Here is an 18006-nt window from a genome sequence, read left to right as displayed (position 1 = left end):
CTGAATCTGTCTTGAGTACTCGTTCTGGTCGGATTCCTCCTTCTCTTGTGCCACGCTAACCCCGTGAACTTCTACGACAAATGAAGCTAGCAAAATATGCAAAATATTGGGTAGAGTCATTACTAGGGTTGACAGAGTCAGCTCATTTATTATTAAATATAAGCCAAAGCTAGAGGGGTGAGGTGGATTTAACAGCCATGAGAACGAAAAATGAGATAAAGTTTTTAACAAAGCTGTTGAATATAGAGGGAATAAAAGTAATCTCACATCGCCAGCATGAAGGGATTGGAATTATTTTACAGCTCGAACAAATTGGAAAGGAAAGTAGCTGTCCCCGCTGTGGGACAAAAAGCCATAGATTACATCAAAATCATCGAACTAGCGTCAAAGATTTACCGTGGGGAGAGAACTTCGTATTTTTAGAGATTAACAGACGACAGTTTAAATGTGAAAAATGTGGCAAGCCATTTAGTGAAGAGTTAGAGTTTGTCAGAAAAAGAAGAAGCTATACGAAACGGCTAGCCAGGAAAATAATTCAAGAAGTGTTAGAGAACGATATCCACAGCGTAGCCAAAAAAGGAGTAGTGACAACAGAAGAAATAGAAAGGATGTTGAAAGATGCAGCGAAAGAATACTTGAAAGCCAAGCCTCTAGGCTCCTTTGATTGGATGGGTATAGGGTCTGGTGCAGATGCTTCCGGCCCAGGTGGTGTTGCTGTTGGCAATGTAGTTTCCTTTGTTGGTTGTGTGGGTGGTGTTTCCCCTATTAGTGATGCTGTGGGTGTTGTTGCTAGCGATACAACGAATGGTGGTGCTTGCACACCTGTTTTTATGTGTGTTAGCTTATTACGTAGAAGGGCATAGGTGTCAACGACTACCGTCCCTCGTCGTTCTTCGAGAATGAGGAGTAGTTGAATGCTTCTGATTCAGGGCCGATGGTTGTTGTGGTTAAGCCATCCACTCCCGCAAAACGGAAAGCTTCAACAAAATTTTCTTCTGAGGGTGTTCCAGCTCCAAGTTTTTGGACGTTAATAACAAATTTAAATTTATCGACAATCGCTAAAAATCGAGTGTAGCCTAAATTGCGTCGGGTTTCAGTTAGTTTCGACAAGCTGACGATGCCGGCTGCTTTGCAACGCAGAGAACTTTGGATTTACGGAAGGTTTCCTAATATTGTAGTCATCTATTGGGCGAGGGCATGAGCCCTATTGCCCGACTAATAGGGGTTTTGCTTGGATGCGATCGACCACAAGGGGAAAGTTCCGCTAGAAAAGTTGAGACTATTTCAACTTTGTGATCGCTTTCGGGAAAGCAACGCTTACGCATCACATCAGTCTGAAGCAAAGCGAGATCGCTTTCTATTTAGCTATCAAAAACAACGAAACTATACTTAAATCTTGCACCAGTCGAATAATCTCACATTCCATCTGCCCTGCTTGACAACAAAGGTTAAAACCCAAAGTTAATTTCTGGCTTCTCTGACTGGGGTGAAACTTTCTAATTGGTGCATTGTCTTACTTAGAGGCATCCAGCACATCCATGAATTTTCCATTCAAAGCACGTTTGAAGAGCCAGAAGAATTCACCAAAAATGGTGATGCCGTTAATTAACCAACATTGGTTGGTGCGGATCGTGCTGCGCTCCATTTCCTACTTCCGCAAAGACTTATGGCTGATCGTTACGCTCTTGCTTTTGATCGGAGCATCGGTGCTTTTCAACCTTCTCAACGCCTGGCCGATAGCGATTCTAGTCGATACGGTTTTGTCACCAACTCCGAAATCCAACTGGATTCATACGCTGTTTCTTGCTCCGTTCGGTGAAAGCACGCTGAACCGAATTTTCGGAATGGCGTTCGTCGCGATGATGATCAGAATCCTGAGTGAGACCGTCTTCATGCTTCGTAGGATGTTGAACTACCGCATCCAGTACAACGGAACCTTGCGCGTTCGCACCGAACTCTACGACAAAATGCAGGCGCTGAGCCTCGGCTGGCACGGTTCGCGATCGCAGGGTGACGCAATCTATCGGTTGAGCTACGACAGCCTCGGGCCCTGGGGGGTGATCGATACGCTCATCGGCTCCACTGCCGCATCGGTAACGCTGACGGCGATGATCTGGATCATGCTGTCGCGCCACGTCCTTCTCACCGTGTTTGCACTTTCGTTCACTCCGCTTTTAATACTGGCGAATTGGTACTTCGAGGGAAGGATTAGGAGTCGAGCCCTTGAGTCGAAGCAGACCGATGCGGTCATGACCTCAACCATGCAGCAAGCTATAGATTTGATTGGACTAATCCAGTCGTTCGGTCGAGAAGCAACGGAATCGCGGCGCTTCGGGCAGGCGGTCGAACGCAGCGTCAAGGCATCCATGCGACTCAATTGGCAAGAAAACCTCTATCCGCTAGCGGTTCAGGTAGTCTTTGCCCTGGGAAGCGGGGTAATCTTAGGCTACGGCGGATATCTAGTCTATCGCGACCAGTTCTTGCGTCCGGTGCAGAGCGGCGTGACCATTGGCGATCTGCTCGTATTCATGGCGTACCTGGGGCAGTTCTGGGACCCGATAGGTTGGGTGTTGGGGTTCACTACTAAGATACAGACGTTTGTAGCTTCATGCGATCGCGTATTTACGATTATTGACGAGCCGCCTGCCATAAAAGATGAGCCTGATGCGCGCTCGCTTCCCGTTTATCCCCGCACACTAACACTTGCCGACGTGAGCTTCGAGTACAACTCTGGGCAACCCGTCTTACGGAACATCAGTGCTAGTATCGAGCCGGGTCAGATGGTGGCGTTTTTGGGTCCTAGCGGAACGGGAAAGAGTACGCTACTCAATCTTTTGCCCCGCTTCTATGACCCGACATCGGGCAGCATCCTCCTCGACGGCTTCGACCTCCGCACCCTTAAGATTGCCGATGTTCGCAAGCACATGGCGCTCGTCTCGCAAGGCAGCCCACTATTCCCCGGAACGATCGCAGAGAATATTGCCTACGGTCGCCCGGACGCTCTGCTCTCCGATATTCGGGACGCGGCGGTCGAATCCGGGGCTGCCGAGTTCATCGAAACCTTGCCGGAGCAGTATGATACCTTGATCGCTGAGGGCGGTCAAAACCTCTCGGGCGGACAGCGACAGCGCCTAGCTATCGCACGAGCGCTCGTCACTAAGGCTCCCATACTCATCCTCGACGAACCCACGAATGCGCTGGACTTGAAGCACGAGCAGTGGGTATTAGAGACTCTGCAACGTCTACGTCGCAACAGAACCATCATCTTGGTCACGCACCGACTCGAAACTGCTGTAGACTGCGATCTGATTTTTGTGATGCAAGAGGGCGAGATTAAGGAGTCTGGCACTCATTCCGAACTCCTTACCCAGCAGGGGTTATATTACCGAATGTTGGGCTATGACCCAGTAAAATCAACAGGACTTACACAGAAACCCTGCATAGAGTAGGGGGACGATATAGCAAACTTATTCTTATTTCTTTGCTTCAATCACCAGGCGTTGACCATTGGTGACCAGTTAAGGAGATATAGGGTTTGTCAAAGGGGACTTTCTCAAGCGAGAGAAAACGTGTGAAACTTTGACAAGACAAGTCATTAAGGCACAGTGAGTCCCCATGAGCCAAAGCCGAAATACAAATAGAGACCATGCCCATAAGAGCCAAGATCCGATGGTCGAAGATGACGCGATGGTCGCCCAACTGGAAGCCTTGGTCACGCCCGCCATTACCTTCCTGTGAAAATTACTACCCCCCATTGGGGTTGAGAGAGCGGATACTGAATCTACCCCTGATGGTCGCAGCACTGCTGACTCTACTGTGGCGGGATGTGGCAGGAGTCAGGGAGCTAACCCGCATCTTGGGGAGAGTTTCCGAAAAATTGCTTCTAATGTTGAGCCGTCCACCACCCAAATTTGTTGAAAATGTCGCCGTGCCAAACTCAAGCTGACAGGTAACTTTCGTTGCTGTCCCGACAACCACCTAGTATGCAACTGTGGCAGTAATTCCATCATCACCCGTTCAAACAATTCTGCGCGAGACTCCACAAATCTTTTGGATAATGCTTGTTGGGATACCTGTACTGCCTGACACCAGAGCACATCTTCTCGAAGTAACATTCGGCTGACTTCCCGTACTGACGGTACTTGTCGCCATAGTAAGGTTAATACACCAGCCATCATCAAAGGTAAACCCAGTATCCGCGACCTTAATCCCAACTAGGTTACTAAGCTGTTCAGCATTTAAATCTCAGAGGCTATGTAAGCAAGTATTGGGTTTCAGGCTCTGAAATACGCAGTTTAAATGCTAAACAGCTTAGTAACCTACTTGGTTATAAACTAAAGGCGATAGCAATTCTTGCAATGTGGCTGCTATGGCTTCAGTTGAGGCGAGCTGGTACGTTCCGATCGCGAATATGGTCTGGATTGATTGTACGTCGTTTTACCATAGAGTTTCCAGAATCACACCTTACAAACCAGATTACCTTACACGCCCCGGCCAGGAGGCAAGCCAGAAGTTCCTCCCGGAGAGGGGAACTTGTGCTTAAGTTGTCACCAATGTCGCGACCCTCACAATGAAATTAATCATAAAAAAATGGCGTTTGTCAAGTACAAACGCCATTTTATAGACTTACAAACGCGGCGTCTTATCTTGTTTAAACGACGCTAACCATTCGCGAATTTGGTCGGCCGCAATCTCGCGCCCGCCCAAACCAAAAGCTAGAGCAATGCCAACTGCGATCGCCCCAAGCAGCAGCCCGAAAGCCAAATTGACAATATCGCTGCCAATGCCCATCTGTTGCAGCGCCAAAGCCGAAACAAAGGCAATAATCGCGATCCGAGCCGTTTGGCCCAAAAGCCGCGCTTGACGAGTTCCAGAACTGGCAATCAAACTAAACGCCAGATTCGCCAAATACAAGCCGATCGCAAATACCACCAAACCGGCCAGCACCCGACCTGCAACCAGGACAATACCGCTAACAATCGCCGTCAGTGCGGGAATCCGCAGCACATCGGTAGCCGCCACCACAGCAAACAGCATGATGCCCACCTGCACCACAATGCCGACAAACTCAGAAGGCGTGCGGGCCGGAAGTTCCGGTTCCTGAAGAATCGTTGCGTCGGGATCGATCGAACTTGGCGGTAGCCTCAGCGACTGTTTCGGTGGCTGCACTCCCAACCAAGAAAAGACATTGTTAAAGCCAATTCCGGTCAGGATATTAGTAACCAAATCGCTTACCCAGCGTCCCAAAATGTAAGCAACCGCCAGAATCAGCGCTGCCGTGAAGATTTTAGGAACCGCGCCCAAAATGTCGTTGAGCATCGCGATTGCCGGCTGCGAAATCGCCTGAATGTCCAAAGCGTTCAGAGCTGCGATCGCCGTTGGAATCAAAATTAAAACATAGACGATCGTCCCGACAATCCACGACAGCGATTGTCCGCCCGAAGTCCGCGAAATTCCAAACCGAGCGCCCAAACTGTCCGCCCCAGCAGCAGCCAACAGATTCGTGACAATCCGTCGCACCACCATAGCCAGCAGCCAGCCGACAAACCCAATCAGCACAGCTTCCAGAATTTTCGGAATGGCCGCCAGAATTTGGTTGAGCAAATTATTAACGGGCAGTAGAGCCTGCTGCATTTCCAGCGAGTCGAGAATCAGCGGCAAAAACAGCAGAAAAATGAACCAGTACAGCGCATTCGCCACAGTATCGCTCAGCAGCAAAGGGCGCTCAGTGGGCGCTGCGCCCACTTCCTGATTCAAGCGCTCGTCCACGCTAAAAGCCCGCATCGCCCGCGATACGGCCATTTTGGCGACAGTTGCTAACACCCAAGCAATCCCCAACCAAATTAGCGCGCCGGCTAACTTCGGCAAGAAACCGGTAATTTGATTGAGAAAAGTATTGAGGGGTTGCGAGACAGCCGTTAGATTCAGCCGGTTGAAAAAGGCAATTAGGAAAAAGACAAAAATGATCCAGAACACCGCTGCGGAAATCGATTTTTCCACTTGCGGGGCTCCCGCTCCTTCTGGGCGGCCTGTAATCCAAGCAGCCAGCCGATTGTCGAGCGTAGTCTTCTTGAGCAATCCCCCCACTACAGATGAGACGAGGGCTGATACTATCAAGCCAATGAGCAGGATACCGACGGCCCACAGGAGATTTTCAATGTTTGAGCCCTGAAGGAAATTGTTAATTCCGCGTTCCGCATCTGTCAGGGCATTCCCGGGCTGGGCCTGTGCCAAAATGCGATCGGACAAAGCCGCTATGGGGCCCGATATCGGTTGAGTTATTTCTTGCCAAGTTTCATTCATTTTTTTCTCAGGTTAACGTCAGATTTGACAGGGAGAAGACGAAACTTTAATAATAGTTCCACCAAACCTAGACATCGCCTAAATTTAATGTTTGTACACTTTTAATCGTACTGGGTTAACTACAAAACCCTCTATCGAAATTAGGGATAAACCCATCTCCGACTGCTTTTGGGCCAATATTCAAAAAACCGTTTACATCGGCATTGATGAAGCGTCCAGTTTTGGTTCTGAACAATCCTGTTTTTAGCCTACTGCCAATGTAGTCGGAATGTTGTTGAATTGGTTCCCAATCCAAAGCTGAACATTTGGAGGTGTAACTCTCCTCAACTAACACAACTTTAATTCCCACAAGTTGTCCTTTGTACTGCAACATTTGCACGAACTGGCAATGGGGAATACAGGCAAAATTTTGATTATTAACCTTACCAGTATTAATCCCCTCTTTAAAATCATGGTTCCAGCCTATAGCCAGCCCGCCAATTTGATGATTAACGAGTTCTTTAATACTTACGGAACTCGTCGTGTGGAGGTAGTAATCCACTTTACAGTTATCCTTGTGCCACAATTTGGCGAGTTTTTTACTGGTTTTTTGCGCTACGGGCAGCGATGATTTCAATGCCGATGAAACTTGACTGCAGTATTGGTTTGTTGACTTAACAGCCCGTCCGTCGTAGATTGTCGGTACTAACCCAGGAACATTGTAGGTTAATGTTGCCAGATTGTTTAATCCTAAATCTATGACAGCTACTCTCTGATTAACTTGTAAAGGCTGTTCTAACTTTTTATAGAGCACCTCGACAACATAACCACCTACTTTGGGAACAATCCGGATTTCTCTAATCGAGGTGACTTTTGAGGGCAACCAAATATTAGTCCCAGAGGGGCGAGCATATCCTTTTTTTAAGGCTCTTTTACTGGCAGCTTGACAATTAAATACAACTACATAGCGTCCGTCGTCTCTTTTTATATCTCTTGAACTTTTATAATGAGGGATTTTCGGTGCTGCTTTAAATTTAGTTGGGTCTTCCTGATAGTTTCGCACCACCAGATAATAGCTAGTCCATGCTTTGAGGACTAAGCCTAGCGTAGTTTGTGCTACCTTTACCCGCAGTGCTGTGTAATCAGGACTTGTTTTGAGCGCGTGATAAACAGCCAGAGCATTTGTTGGTTGGCTAGCGAAAAAGTTTTGACGGTAGATGTAGTTAGCGCTATTGTAAAGATTTTTGCACAGCAAAAATAGTCGATCGGCTTCTCTATAAAACCTATGATTTGGTTTAATGACGTGCCTTTCGACTAACTGCATAATCGGTATATATACTTTAATTCAAGATGATACACTGTATTTATGAGTGTGTCAATCTTTTAATTTCTGGAATAATTGACGGTACAAGTAAATAAAGGACTATTAAAGTAAGCAAAGTTTTGTAATACCCTCGTTGTTGCAGGTTCTCATGTCAATTCGTCAAGTTTTCGAGCAATCCATTGAAATTCACGCTGCTGCTACTCTGGTGGAGCGCTGTATAGTCGATCGCACTTTAATGCACAAGTGGCTCAATCCCCTACTGCGTTGCGATCCCGAGGGCGAATGGGATACTGCTGTCGGAAGTCGCAGCTTATTTATCATAAAAATTCCCGTTTTGCAACCCTCTTTAGAGAGTGTGGTGTTGGAGCGACAACCAGGTTTAATTGTTTGGGGGTTTGACGGATTTTTCAAAGGATGCGATCGTTGGGAATGCCAGCCCCAAATCCAAGGAACTCTCTTGATTAACCGCTTTGAATTTCAAATTCCTAATCGTTTAATTAGATTTGGTTTCAATCGCTTTGCAGCCCCTTGGACAGAAAAGGATATGAAAGACCAACTCCGCCGACTCAAGCGGGTAGCGGAGCAACTATCTCAAAGAATGGGTAAGGGGTAATGGATAATGGGTAATTGGGAACTTTTACCCTCGCGTAGCCGAAGAATTGGTAATGAATCATGAGTAATTGCTAATAGCTTTCAGCTATTAGCTAATAGGAAAAAAAGCACCAATTACCAATTCCCAATTCCCCATTCCCTCCAAGTTCAGTTATTTACTTCGCACTTCCAGATGGATTGGGCTGACAAATCATTTGTCTCGCCGAATTCACGGCTTGGTTAGCCGTATTTTGCAAAGCCGGGGAATTCTGATACAAAGCTTGCAAATCTTGGACATCTTTAATCACTCGCTCGTAGATAACCATCGCTTGATTGCCGTCAACTTCTAAGGCAGCAGGGCTGTAATTTTGCATCACTTCAATCAGCGATATTTTGCCATCTTTGGAAGCTGCGACTAAAGCATCGCGCAGTGCGGACACGCTTTGAAGCCTAGCAGTCGGCGCATAAGCAACCTCCCCCAATTGTTTGAAAACAATTTCCCCAAAATAAGTGCTTGCTAGCCGCGCTATTAATTGGGAATCTAAAGGCACTTCTCGCGTTAATATTTCGCGCATCGACTCGGGAGTTTGTTTCGCAAGACTCAGAACGCTTTGCAGTTGAGATGATGCTTTGCCGGTTTGTGCAAAGCTTTGTAAGTCGCTCATCGGTAATGTTACGTCAACAGCACCGTATTTTACGGTAACATTATCTAATGCAAAGGCTTTGCCGCTGCTTAGGAATACTGCACTTGTTCCCAGCAAAAGCGCCAAACCTAATGATAAAGACTTTGACATTCTTTTGGTTAAATGGGCTGACAGTGGTTGCATTCCGTTGAGATAACCTTGTTGAAACTGAAAGTTCATGAGTTTGTACCTCTTTACGTCAAAATACTTTTTAGATCGCTCGTCTGTGCGGATATCAGTGGGGGTATCAGTGCGGATATCAGTCGGGAAAGTCGAATCGGGATTTCCGTAAATGACCTATGATTTTACAGTCAAGTCAAGCAAATTTAACCTATCAAAAGATATGTGTTAAGTGACAATTAATATGTTATACTTAGCTTTTTGACAATTTTCGATACCTTTGCAAAAATGATAAAAGCGAAATGTGGTCGTCAGGCAGCATTTTATTGAGTGTCACTTGAATATGTCTTATAGTGTGCTGTGCGACATATAGCGAATTTAAGTTCAAAGATCCCGATCGAGCCGATCGACCAATTGGCGAATTCTAGCAGCATCAGGAGCATTCGGAGCATTTCTGAGGTATAGTTCCAAATCGTGGCGCGCTTCTACCAAGCGTCCCAGTTGATAATAGAGAATTCCGCGATCGCGCCGTTCCCCCAGCGCATCGGGAAACAGCAGCAAAATCCGTTCGATCGCCAAGAGTACCCTCACAGCATCTCCCTGTTGCAAGTAAATCGCCTTCAGATTTCCCAGCATTCGCCCCAATAAATGTCGGCGACTTACCGGCGCAAGAAAACTCGGCTGCAACTCCATAGGTTGACCATAAATTTGAGAAAGTCTGGCTTGACAATCTTCAGGAAACAATATCTCCCCCCCGTTAAACGCATCAACAAAAATACCAGCATCTTCAAAATCTGGTCTAATTAAAAAATGTCCCGGCATTCCAATTCCCACCATCGGAAAATCAATGCGCTTAGCAACCTCCAAATAAACCAAAGATAAAGAGATCGGAATACCAGTACGCCGATCGATCACTTCATTCAAAAAACTATTGCGCGGGTCGTAATAATCAACATCATTGCCCGCAAACTGCAACTCCCCGTATAAATAGCCGTTAATAGTTTGAATAATCCGCAGCGGATAATTCTGTGCCGGCAGGCGATCGCGCACTTCATCTGCGATCGTGTCGAGAGCGTTGAGATATTCCTCTGTCTCTAAATTTGGGTATTCTTCCAAAGCCATATAAAGAGCAGCTTTCGCCAGGTCGATCGAGCCATCAGGCTGATTTATTTCTCGATAAAAGAGTTGTCGGGCGATCGGAAAATCCATATTTATTATTGATGTATTTTTAATTTACTTATTGGACTAATATCATGAACATCCAAGATGCCTGTTCCACAACAAAGATTATTCGGGTAAATTGGCATTTTTTGTAGTATAATTAACCTTTTTGATGGTAAAGCAGGTACTTTTTCTTGTGCAACAGGCAAGATGCCTGTTGCAGCTTTTTGTAGTATAATTAAAGTTTTTCTGGTAAGACAGGCATTTTTTATTGTGAAACAGGCATCTTGCCTGTTGCCCCAAAGATATTAAAAACAGTGGATTATTTAAATTGTAATATATTCTAAGTTTTTTACTCTAAATCAGCCCCTATTTTTAATAAAGCTTCACGATATTTTTTCTATCTAGCCAGACTGAGGTGAACGCCATCGGATGTCAAATCAACTTTCAAATCCCGTGACTTTTACCAATCACCCAACTGCGGCGAAAAATCCGAGCCAGAGTCGATTCTTCCAAAGCAAAATAGATAGGGCGGCCGTGAGGACAAGTGCGCGGATTGCGAGTTTGCTGCCATTCATCCAACAAATTTTGCATTTGCGAAAGACTCAAAGGAGTACCGTTTCGCATAGCGCTACGGCAAGCAGTCGCAACTTGAGCCGCTTGTAAATCTGCGACTTTACTGAGTTCAAAAAGCGCATCCGCACAGTCATCTCGCTCTGCTAACAATTCAGGAACTTCGCGGGCGGCCCATAGCTGTTCGCCAAAACTTTCTACTTCCAAACCCAAGCGGGATAAATTCTCAATTTGTAGCGCACATAATTGACTGAGAATCACTGGTTTTTCTAGACATTTTAGCTGCCAAGCCGCGCACAATTGCTCGTACAAAACGCGCTCGTGAGCTATGTGCTGTTCTATCAACCACATTCCGCTGGAATGTTCGGCAACAATGTAAGTATTGTGGACTTGAGCGATTGCCCTCAATTCCATCAATCCTATTTTATTAGATTTTTCCTGTTCGCCGCCTTCATCATTCTGCCTAGCCGAAATCCCGACACTGTAAGCACTTTTTTGTTCCGATGCCTTCAGCAATTGTCCCACTCGATCGGGAATTGGGGCAGGCGGCAAAACTTCATCGTTCAAATGCAAAGCACGAGCAATTGCCGCGCTAACTTGTTCTTGCCAAAAACTCGGATCATGCAGATAAATTTCTACCTTAGCCGGGTGGCGGTTCCAGTCGATTTCCGAAGGGGAGATTTGCAGATGGACAAAACACACGGGATAGCGATCGCGCGGACAAGTGCGGGCAAAGGCGCTGAGAATAGTTTGCTCTAATTCTGGCGATCGCACAACTCGCCGATTAACCCCAACTTTCACCCAATCCGGCCGCCTGCGGTGACAGCGATCGGGCAAACCAATTACTAATTCTAAAAACTGGGAAGTGGGAATTTGGAATTGGGAAGTAGCAAGTGGGAATTGGTAATTAGGTTTAACTGTAGCGCCAACAAGTTGAGTTTCTACCAATAAATTGGCTGCTTTCTGATTTTGAGGACTCGCAGGCAAATCTAACTTTAAATACTGCAAATCACTCGCTCGCACACCGCGCACGAATTGAGGTAAAAGTTGTTCCGCTGTGCTACCAGGAGTTACGTGCAAACAAGGCGTGTTTCCTTGACGCAACTGCCAATTAACGTGCGGGTGACAAATAGCAATTTGCTGAAGAGTTAATTGGATCGATCGCATTTGCTGTGCGGGCGACAAAAAACTGCGGCGCACAGGCCAATTGCCAAATAAATTATCAACAGTCACCACCGTACCCGGAGCGATCGCCGCTGTTTCCACCTCCACAGCAACGCCCACGTTATTGTAAACCACCCGCCAGCCCGATCGAGCATTTTCAATTCCCTCCTTGTTAAAGGATGATTTGGCGGGGGTTTGTGCCGACTCTCGATTTTCCGAAAAATCCCCCAATCCCAAATCATTCGATCGGCTCAAAACCTCCAAACAGCCCAACTGAGCTAAACTATGCAAAGCTTCCCCGCGAAATCCCAAAGTAGCAATTTTGTAAAGGTCAGCTTCAGTGGTAATTTTGCTCGTACTGTGAGGCGAAGCCGCCTGCTGCAAATTTTCCAGATCCATTCCTGTACCATTATCTGCAACTTGCACCCGCCACTGTTCAGGCCAAACAGAAACAACGATGCGAGTTGCGCCAGCATCCAGAGAATTTTCAACTAATTCTCGTACCGCAGCGGCGATCGAGTCAATCACTTCGCCAGCGGCAATTAAATTGATAACTTCTGTGGGTAAGGTTTGAATAGTAACTGGCATTAGATTTTTAGCAGTTCGTTAATTCAATTCTACTTGATTCTGCAAATCGCTACACAGTATTAGGACTTACGCTCTTCAACCCGGTTTATTAGAAACAAAAATATTGTTTGACAACAAAATATCTATTCATCAACCAAGTCTCTGAGGCTTAGTGAGAAAGTCCTAAGTATATATCTTCCAACCTACTTAATTTTGATCTGCTAAAGCCATGCTTCTCGGCAAGCGGATGTAAAAAGTTGTGCCTTTTCCGTCCTCTGACTCATAAGTAATTTTCCCTTTGTGAGCCTCAACGATCGACTTAACAATTGCCGTTCCTAAGCCAGTACCAGTCCGCTTGCCATAAGTCACAAACGGTTCAAATAACTTTTCCTTAATTGTCGGTGGAATGCCGGGGCCGTTATCGTAAATGCTAATTTCTGCCCACTCCTCACTTTGTGTCACCGCAATCTCCACCCGACCCCCTCTGCCGCCAAAAGCCTCAACAGCATTCCCAACTAAATTTTGTAAAACGCGCAAAATCTTATTTTCATCCGCTTCCACTATTACTTCTGTCACCCGTACTGCTAAATCTACTTTTGCTGCTTCACAATAAACTCTGTTCAACTTTTCAAACTGCTGCAACGTCTGAATTAGATTAACTGGTTTTTTATGTAATACAGAATTACCGCGCGAAAATTCTAATACTTCTTCAGCCATCCCCAACATTCGATGAACCTGCAATTGAATAAGTTCACACCACTCCTGAGTTTCCTCATCTGGGTGCATTTCTTTAAGCATTTCACTAGAGAGTTTAATTCCGGTAAAAGGACTTTTGAAATCGTGAATAATTGTACTCACCATTTCTCCTACCAATACCATTTTTTGTTTGTGTACCAACTGGCTAACATATTGATCCGTGGTATCACGTAAATTTTTAGTAATGAAACTAAACATTTGCAGTACCGAACTGCCTTTAGCAAACTGAAGAGTTGTTATTAGTTCTTCACGGGCTATTTTGGCCAAAGTCGATCCTGCAACTGCCACAGCTCTAGCACTGCGAGGCTCTCCGTCTAAAACTCCGAGTTCGCCAAAATAATCGTCTGGCTTAGCGACAGCAACAGTTTGATATTTATTGTTTTCAATTCGCTTACTAAACTGAACTTGACCTTCTAAAACTAGATAGAAAAAATCGGCTGTTTCTCCTTCTTCAAAAACCAGCGTTTCCTCAGCAAAACTCTCCAAAACAGCTATTTGGCAAAGGTGAGCAGCTTGCTCTGGTTCAAAATAAGACATAAATCGATGAGATGCCAGATCCATGTTAAAATACCTGAGACTTAATTTAAACACTTTCTTTCTTCTATTTTCGCCGATTGGGCTCGGTGCGTTAATCAAATACAATACTGCTTTAATCTGCTTCTATTTTCTGACCTCCCAGGCTTGGATGCAAGGATCAGCGTCGGGATGCAGAGCCAGGCTAGGACAGCAGCAGCAGTAATGTCACCCAAATTCTCAGTTAATTGACTAAAATACATAAATATTGTACTATTTTTGAGGTTTAAATTCGATCTGCGGGCGGGTCTTCTGGCTACCTCAGAAGATTTTAACTGTAGAGAGATCGTGTAATTTAAATGTCGATCGACCGAGTTTACAAAAATTAACGATCGCCCGATAAAACGATCGCAGCATTCTGCCCACCAAAGCCAAAACTTAAACAAACCGCATTTCTGACAATAGCCGATCGCGCACAGCGAACAAAATCTAATTCAAACCCCGGTTTTTTCATTCCAACGCAAGGGAACAACATCTGATATTTAATACTCATCAAACAAAAAGCCGCGCCCAAAGCTCCCGAAGCTCCCAAAGTATGACCCGTAGCTCCCTTAGTCGAACTAACAGCAACTCCTTGCTGAAATAACTTCTCAATTAACAGTGCTTCGTGTCGGTCATTTAACTTAGTTGCAGTACCGTGAGCATGAATAAAATCTATATCAATCGCCGCTAAATTGCTGCGTTTCAAACATTGATTTACCGCCGCGATCGCACTTTTCCCCCCGATATCCGGCGCATTAGCATGGCAAGCATCATTTGTCAAGCCAAAACCGGAAACTCGACCGTAAATTTTAGCGCCACGACGCCTTGCCAACTCGGCAGATTCTAATACAAATAAAGCCCCGCCTTCACCGAGAACAAAGCCTTCCCGATTTTCATCAAAGGGATAGCAGCCATTGTTTGCCAAAGCACCCATCCGGCTAAATCCAGCCATAGTCAGCGGTGTGATAGGCGCTTCCACAGCACCTGCGATCGCTCGCTGACACTCACCAGTGCGGATTAAATCAACAGCGCGGGCGATCGACTGTAGGCCCGTCGCACAAGCAGCCATCGGTGCCAATACCGGCCCCGTCGAACCAATTGCCCTCGCCGCTGCGATCGCCCCCATGTGAGGCAAAAAATGCACAAATTGAGAATTGATAATCGGTAATTCCCTTCCCTCTTCCTTCTCCCCTCTTCCTTCTTCCAAATTCGGTCTTCCAAATTCGGTCTTTCTTCCATCCGTTACATCCGTTACAGAATCCGTTGCCGAACTTCCTTCGCTTGCCAACAGTTCCAAATTTGCCTGGAAGCCACGGCTAGAACCGATCGCAATCCCGCAATCGGGCAAAGGCAAAGTCAAATTAGCATCTTGCACAGCATCTGTTAAAACCTGTCGAATTAAAGTTATTAAATCGGCCGGTTTTGTGCCAATTAAAGCCAAAGGTCGCCGTTCAAGTTCTATAAAAGGTTGATGTTGCCGAATTCCTGATTCCACAGACAACAATCTTTTCCAGCTACAATCCAGAGAACCTAAAGCAGAAACCAGGCCAATTCCCGTAACAACAACATCCACATCTGCCCTCAGATTCCCAAATTTTTAGTCATTAGTCATTAGTCATTAGTTATTTATGATTGGAATTAATTATTAACTACTAACCAACGACCAAGGATTGATATCGTTTCCGGTTGCATCGGAATTATAAAATCGAGTCAACAGTCAACACTCAACAATCAGTCAGTTTTTCGACTCAACAGTCAACAGTCAACTATCATCTCGCTCGTGCAACCGGAATTGATATGACGAGTGACGACGGACTATTGACTACTGAACAGGCTTAAAATTTTCCAAACCCTGAGTAATAGTAGCCTTATCAATGCGATCGCCCGCTTCAATCTTATCAACCACATCCATGCCTTGCTTCACGTACCCAAACACTGCATAGCTACCGTCCAAAAACGGTACATCCGTCAAAGTAAAGTAAAACTGAGAAGAAGCCGAATCAGGACTCTGCGATCGAGCCATAGCAACAGCCCCGCGACTGTGCATCAACACGGGTTTCTCCTTAACCCCAGCTTCTTCTAGCGTCGCGCTGTAAGTCGGATTGGCAGCACCTTTAGCTTTAATTTCCAGAGGAATCCTGCGTTCTGCTGAAGTTTTCGGGTCAATAAAACCGCCAGTTCCCAGTCGCGCTGTAGGGAACTTAGGATCTTTGCCCTGGGGGTCGCCGCCCTGAACTACAAAAGGCTGAGGTTCCCGCACGACTCGGTGAAATACCAGCCCGTCGTAGACTCCTTTCTGAACCAAATCAACAAAATTGCCCGCAGTAATTGGCGCATTTGTGCCGTCGAGTTCGATCGTAATTGGAGCACCTTTAACCGTCATCACCACCGTTGCTTTTCCTTCCAATCGTGGCAAATTGCTAAATTGCGAACTCGCCGCTACAGCAGCAGGAGACGGAGACGGAGACAAAGAAATGCTTTCACCCGCCGGATTCGGTGTCGGAGTTGAGTTTGCAGCCGGGGAACTACCGCATCCCCCAACAAACAACGCACCAATTATTAAAAGTGAGAACAACCACCGCTGAATTTTGATTTGCATTTGCATTTGTATTTTCACTTTGAGTCAATTACGGACTTTGCAACTAAAGATTTTAATTCAATAGTCCGGACGGTTTTTAGTTCCTAGTCTGAAACCCGCGATTTTGCTTTGGTAGCGAACTTGCCTTGGAGCCTTGAAACCCTTATTCTACGGTTGGGAATCAAAAACTATCCCAAGTATTGTTAATTGATAGATTCAAAAATTGGTAACGGGCTTACTCGCAGATCGATCTTTTTCACTTACCAGGTAGGTAAGGTGCACGGTCAAGCGCACCCTACGAGACATTACCAATCTAAAATCTAAAATCGCAAATCGAAAATCCCTAAAGTCCTTCTAGGGGAACTTGCAAAAACCGAGCCAATTCGGCCGCTTGATTTTCCACTTCAGACAAAGCAATAGGCTGTCCGACTCTAGTCAGGGGAAACTGACGGCGGTCTTTGAGCTTAAGATAAATACTGCGGCGGGGATTGAGACCTTCTTTAATGTCTACCCGCACAGATTGCACCTCCGATGTCTTGCAATTAAAATCAACTTTGCGGTTTTTGCCGGGAAAACCCCAGCGAAAGATCCGAATGTTACCAGTTTGTCGATCGAACTCGTTGTAACCGCCACCGACATCCCAGAGAATAGTCAGCCACAGGTAGAGCGCCAACAGCACCCCACAGACACCATAGAAACCCATCGCAATGCCTTGGGGGATAAAAACAAGCTGAGTCGGGTCAGCAAAAGGCAGCAGGTTAACGTGCAAGTAGCTGGAAATGCCCGACAGCAGGAAACCAGTCCCTCCAATGCTGACCACCGTCGCCCACCAGTAATTGCTGAAGCGGCGGGAGCCCAAAACCGGGTAGCGCAGGACAGGATCGATCGAGGTCATTGTTTTTGCAGTCATAAAATTAAACAGCCTTAAAGCCAAATCTTAATTCAATTAGCCCACCGAGCGTCACGCTTCGCTGACGAGATCGCGACTAGGGCGTGGGGATTGTGTATCAACTCCTGCTAATTATGTTGAAAAATTCTGAACTTCTAATATATAGTTATGTTAACTTTAATTAGAAACCTTGGTCTTTTAACAAGCAAAAGGATTTTACCGCAATGACAATCGCAGTCGGACGCGCCCAGACCGAAAGAGGCATATTTGATGTCCTCGACGACTGGCTCAAACGCGATCGCTTCGTCTTCGTAGGCTGGTCTGGCATCCTGCTATTCCCCTGCGCCTACCTAGCCATCGGTGGCTGGTTAACAGGCACCACCTTCGTCACATCCTGGTACACCCACGGTTTGGCAAGCTCCTACCTCGAAGGAGCCAACTTCCTCACCGTCGCAGTCTCCACCCCAGCCAACAGCCTCGGACACTCCCTGCTATTCCTGTGGGGTCCCGAAGCACAGTGGGACTTCACCCGCTGGTTCCAACTCGGTGGGCTGTGGACATTCGTCGCCCTCCACGGCGCCTTCGCACTGATCGGCTTTTGCCTGCGTCAGATTGAAATCGCCCGTTTGGTAGGCATTCGTCCCTACAACGCCCTAGCATTCACCGGCCCCATCGCCGTGTTTGTGTCGGTGTTCCTGCTTTACCCCTTGGGTCAATCAGGCTGGTTCTTCGCCCCCAGTTTCGGCGTCGCAGCAATTTTCCG

Annotated in this window: 13 protein-coding genes and 3 pseudogenes; 5 read left to right on the top strand and 11 right to left on the bottom strand. The window is 46.3% G+C overall.

Translation table 11 applies throughout. From position 1 onward, the window contains the following. Nucleotides 1-197: 197 nt before the first annotated feature. Nucleotides 198-707, top strand: a pseudogene (locus QUA04_RS24175) (transposase family protein); the annotation flags it as partial. Between the two features lie 166 nt (nucleotides 708-873). Here the strand turns inward: QUA04_RS24175 and QUA04_RS24170 are convergent. Then, nucleotides 874-1110 (bottom strand): hypothetical protein, encoded by a 237-nt coding sequence (locus QUA04_RS24170; protein ID WP_333261765.1) that lies wholly within the window; start codon nucleotides 1108-1110, stop codon nucleotides 874-876. A gap of 428 nt (nucleotides 1111-1538) precedes the next feature. On the opposite strand from QUA04_RS24170, the gene QUA04_RS24165 reads away from it, so the two are divergent. Continuing rightward, the gene (locus tag QUA04_RS24165; protein WP_333261763.1) at nucleotides 1539-3449 is read left to right on the top strand and encodes an ABC transporter ATP-binding protein; all 1911 of its coding nucleotides are present in this window, start codon (nucleotides 1539-1541) and stop codon (nucleotides 3447-3449) included. Between the two features lie 220 nt (nucleotides 3450-3669). Then, nucleotides 3670-3865: pseudogene (locus tag QUA04_RS24160) on the top strand (IS4 family transposase); the annotation flags it as partial. On the opposite strand, the gene QUA04_RS24155 reads toward QUA04_RS24160, so the two are convergent. The 3 genes from QUA04_RS24155 to QUA04_RS24145 all read right to left on the bottom strand — a co-directional run bounded on the left by QUA04_RS24155 (nucleotide 3837) and on the right by QUA04_RS24145 (nucleotide 7606). Beyond that, nucleotides 3837-4115: a hypothetical protein gene (locus QUA04_RS24155; RefSeq protein ID WP_333261771.1), complete on the bottom strand. Its 279-nt coding sequence runs from the start codon at nucleotides 4113-4115 to the stop codon at nucleotides 3837-3839. The pseudogene QUA04_RS24160 and the gene QUA04_RS24155 overlap by 29 nt on opposite strands. Nucleotides 4116-4626: 511 nt before the next feature. Then, nucleotides 4627-6303: a mechanosensitive ion channel gene (locus QUA04_RS24150; protein WP_333261759.1), complete on the bottom strand. Its 1677-nt coding sequence runs from the start codon at nucleotides 6301-6303 to the stop codon at nucleotides 4627-4629. 115 nt (nucleotides 6304-6418) lie between these two features. Further along, a complete protein-coding gene (locus QUA04_RS24145; protein ID WP_333261756.1) occupies nucleotides 6419-7606 on the bottom strand; it encodes a transposase in 1188 nt (395 codons plus the stop codon). A gap of 148 nt (nucleotides 7607-7754) precedes the next feature. Between QUA04_RS24145 and QUA04_RS24140 the strand changes: the two genes are divergently transcribed. Further along, nucleotides 7755-8219 carry an SRPBCC family protein gene (locus QUA04_RS24140; RefSeq protein WP_333261753.1) on the top strand — a complete coding sequence of 155 codons (465 nt, stop codon included), beginning with the start codon at nucleotides 7755-7757 and terminating at the stop codon, nucleotides 8217-8219. Nucleotides 8220-8373: 154 nt separating this feature from the next. Here the strand turns inward: QUA04_RS24140 and QUA04_RS24135 are convergent, their stop codons facing one another. The 7 genes from QUA04_RS24135 to QUA04_RS24105 all read right to left on the bottom strand — a co-directional run bounded on the left by QUA04_RS24135 (nucleotide 8374) and on the right by QUA04_RS24105 (nucleotide 17264). After that, a complete protein-coding gene (locus QUA04_RS24135; RefSeq protein ID WP_333261750.1) occupies nucleotides 8374-9060 on the bottom strand; it encodes an alpha/beta hydrolase in 687 nt (228 codons plus the stop codon). Between the two features lie 324 nt (nucleotides 9061-9384). Next, nucleotides 9385-10209 carry a transglutaminase family protein gene (locus tag QUA04_RS24130; protein ID WP_333261747.1) on the bottom strand — a complete coding sequence of 275 codons (825 nt, stop codon included), beginning with the start codon at nucleotides 10207-10209 and terminating at the stop codon, nucleotides 9385-9387. 399 nt (nucleotides 10210-10608) lie between these two features. Next, nucleotides 10609-12486, bottom strand: a complete 1878-nt coding sequence (gene mutL / locus QUA04_RS24125; protein WP_333261744.1) for a DNA mismatch repair endonuclease MutL — start codon at nucleotides 12484-12486, stop codon at nucleotides 10609-10611. Nucleotides 12487-12672: 186 nt separating this feature from the next. After that, nucleotides 12673-13782, bottom strand: coding sequence for a HAMP domain-containing sensor histidine kinase (locus tag QUA04_RS24120; RefSeq protein ID WP_333261741.1), 1110 nt, complete (start codon nucleotides 13780-13782; stop codon nucleotides 12673-12675). Between the two features lie 337 nt (nucleotides 13783-14119). Then, nucleotides 14120-15349, bottom strand: coding sequence for a beta-ketoacyl-ACP synthase (locus QUA04_RS24115; protein ID WP_333261738.1), 1230 nt, complete (start codon nucleotides 15347-15349; stop codon nucleotides 14120-14122). 249 nt (nucleotides 15350-15598) lie between these two features. Continuing rightward, nucleotides 15599-16381: a peptidylprolyl isomerase gene (locus tag QUA04_RS24110; RefSeq protein WP_333261736.1), complete on the bottom strand. Its 783-nt coding sequence runs from the start codon at nucleotides 16379-16381 to the stop codon at nucleotides 15599-15601. A 316-nt stretch (nucleotides 16382-16697) separates the two neighbouring features. Beyond that, nucleotides 16698-17264 (bottom strand): photosystem I assembly protein Ycf4, encoded by a 567-nt coding sequence (locus tag QUA04_RS24105; protein WP_333102535.1) that lies wholly within the window; start codon nucleotides 17262-17264, stop codon nucleotides 16698-16700. 203 nt (nucleotides 17265-17467) lie between these two features. On the opposite strand from QUA04_RS24105, the pseudogene QUA04_RS24100 reads away from it, so the two are divergent. Further along, nucleotides 17468-18006 (top strand): annotated as a pseudogene (locus tag QUA04_RS24100) (photosystem II D2 protein (photosystem q(a) protein)); the annotation flags it as partial.

The sequence above is a fragment of the Microcoleus sp. S13_C5 genome, assembly GCF_036700845.1.
Taxonomy (GTDB): Bacteria; Cyanobacteriota; Cyanobacteriia; order Cyanobacteriales; family Microcoleaceae; genus Microcoleus.
Note: the sequence above shows the minus strand (reverse complement) of the source record. Positions and strands in the feature narration are given on the sequence as shown.

What these genes read in the sequence shown, in the direction of transcription:
- QUA04_RS24165 (WP_333261763.1), top strand. Translation starts at nt 1,539, where the DNA reads ATGAATTTTCCATTCAAAGCACGTTTGAAGAGCCAGAAGAATTCACCA.
- QUA04_RS24155 (WP_333261771.1), bottom strand. Translation starts at nt 4,115, where the DNA reads ATGTTACTTCGAGAAGATGTGCTCTGGTGTCAGGCAGTACAGGTATCC.
- QUA04_RS24150 (WP_333261759.1), bottom strand. Translation starts at nt 6,303, where the DNA reads ATGAATGAAACTTGGCAAGAAATAACTCAACCGATATCGGGCCCCATA.
- QUA04_RS24145 (WP_333261756.1), bottom strand. Translation starts at nt 7,606, where the DNA reads ATGCAGTTAGTCGAAAGGCACGTCATTAAACCAAATCATAGGTTTTAT.
- QUA04_RS24140 (WP_333261753.1), top strand. Translation starts at nt 7,755, where the DNA reads ATGTCAATTCGTCAAGTTTTCGAGCAATCCATTGAAATTCACGCTGCT.
- QUA04_RS24135 (WP_333261750.1), bottom strand. Translation starts at nt 9,060, where the DNA reads ATGAACTTTCAGTTTCAACAAGGTTATCTCAACGGAATGCAACCACTG.
- QUA04_RS24130 (WP_333261747.1), bottom strand. Translation starts at nt 10,209, where the DNA reads ATGGATTTTCCGATCGCCCGACAACTCTTTTATCGAGAAATAAATCAG.
- mutL (WP_333261744.1), bottom strand. Translation starts at nt 12,486, where the DNA reads ATGCCAGTTACTATTCAAACCTTACCCACAGAAGTTATCAATTTAATT.
- QUA04_RS24120 (WP_333261741.1), bottom strand. Translation starts at nt 13,782, where the DNA reads ATGGATCTGGCATCTCATCGATTTATGTCTTATTTTGAACCAGAGCAA.
- QUA04_RS24110 (WP_333261736.1), bottom strand. Translation starts at nt 16,381, where the DNA reads ATGCAAATGCAAATCAAAATTCAGCGGTGGTTGTTCTCACTTTTAATA.
- QUA04_RS24105 (WP_333102535.1), bottom strand. Translation starts at nt 17,264, where the DNA reads ATGACTGCAAAAACAATGACCTCGATCGATCCTGTCCTGCGCTACCCG.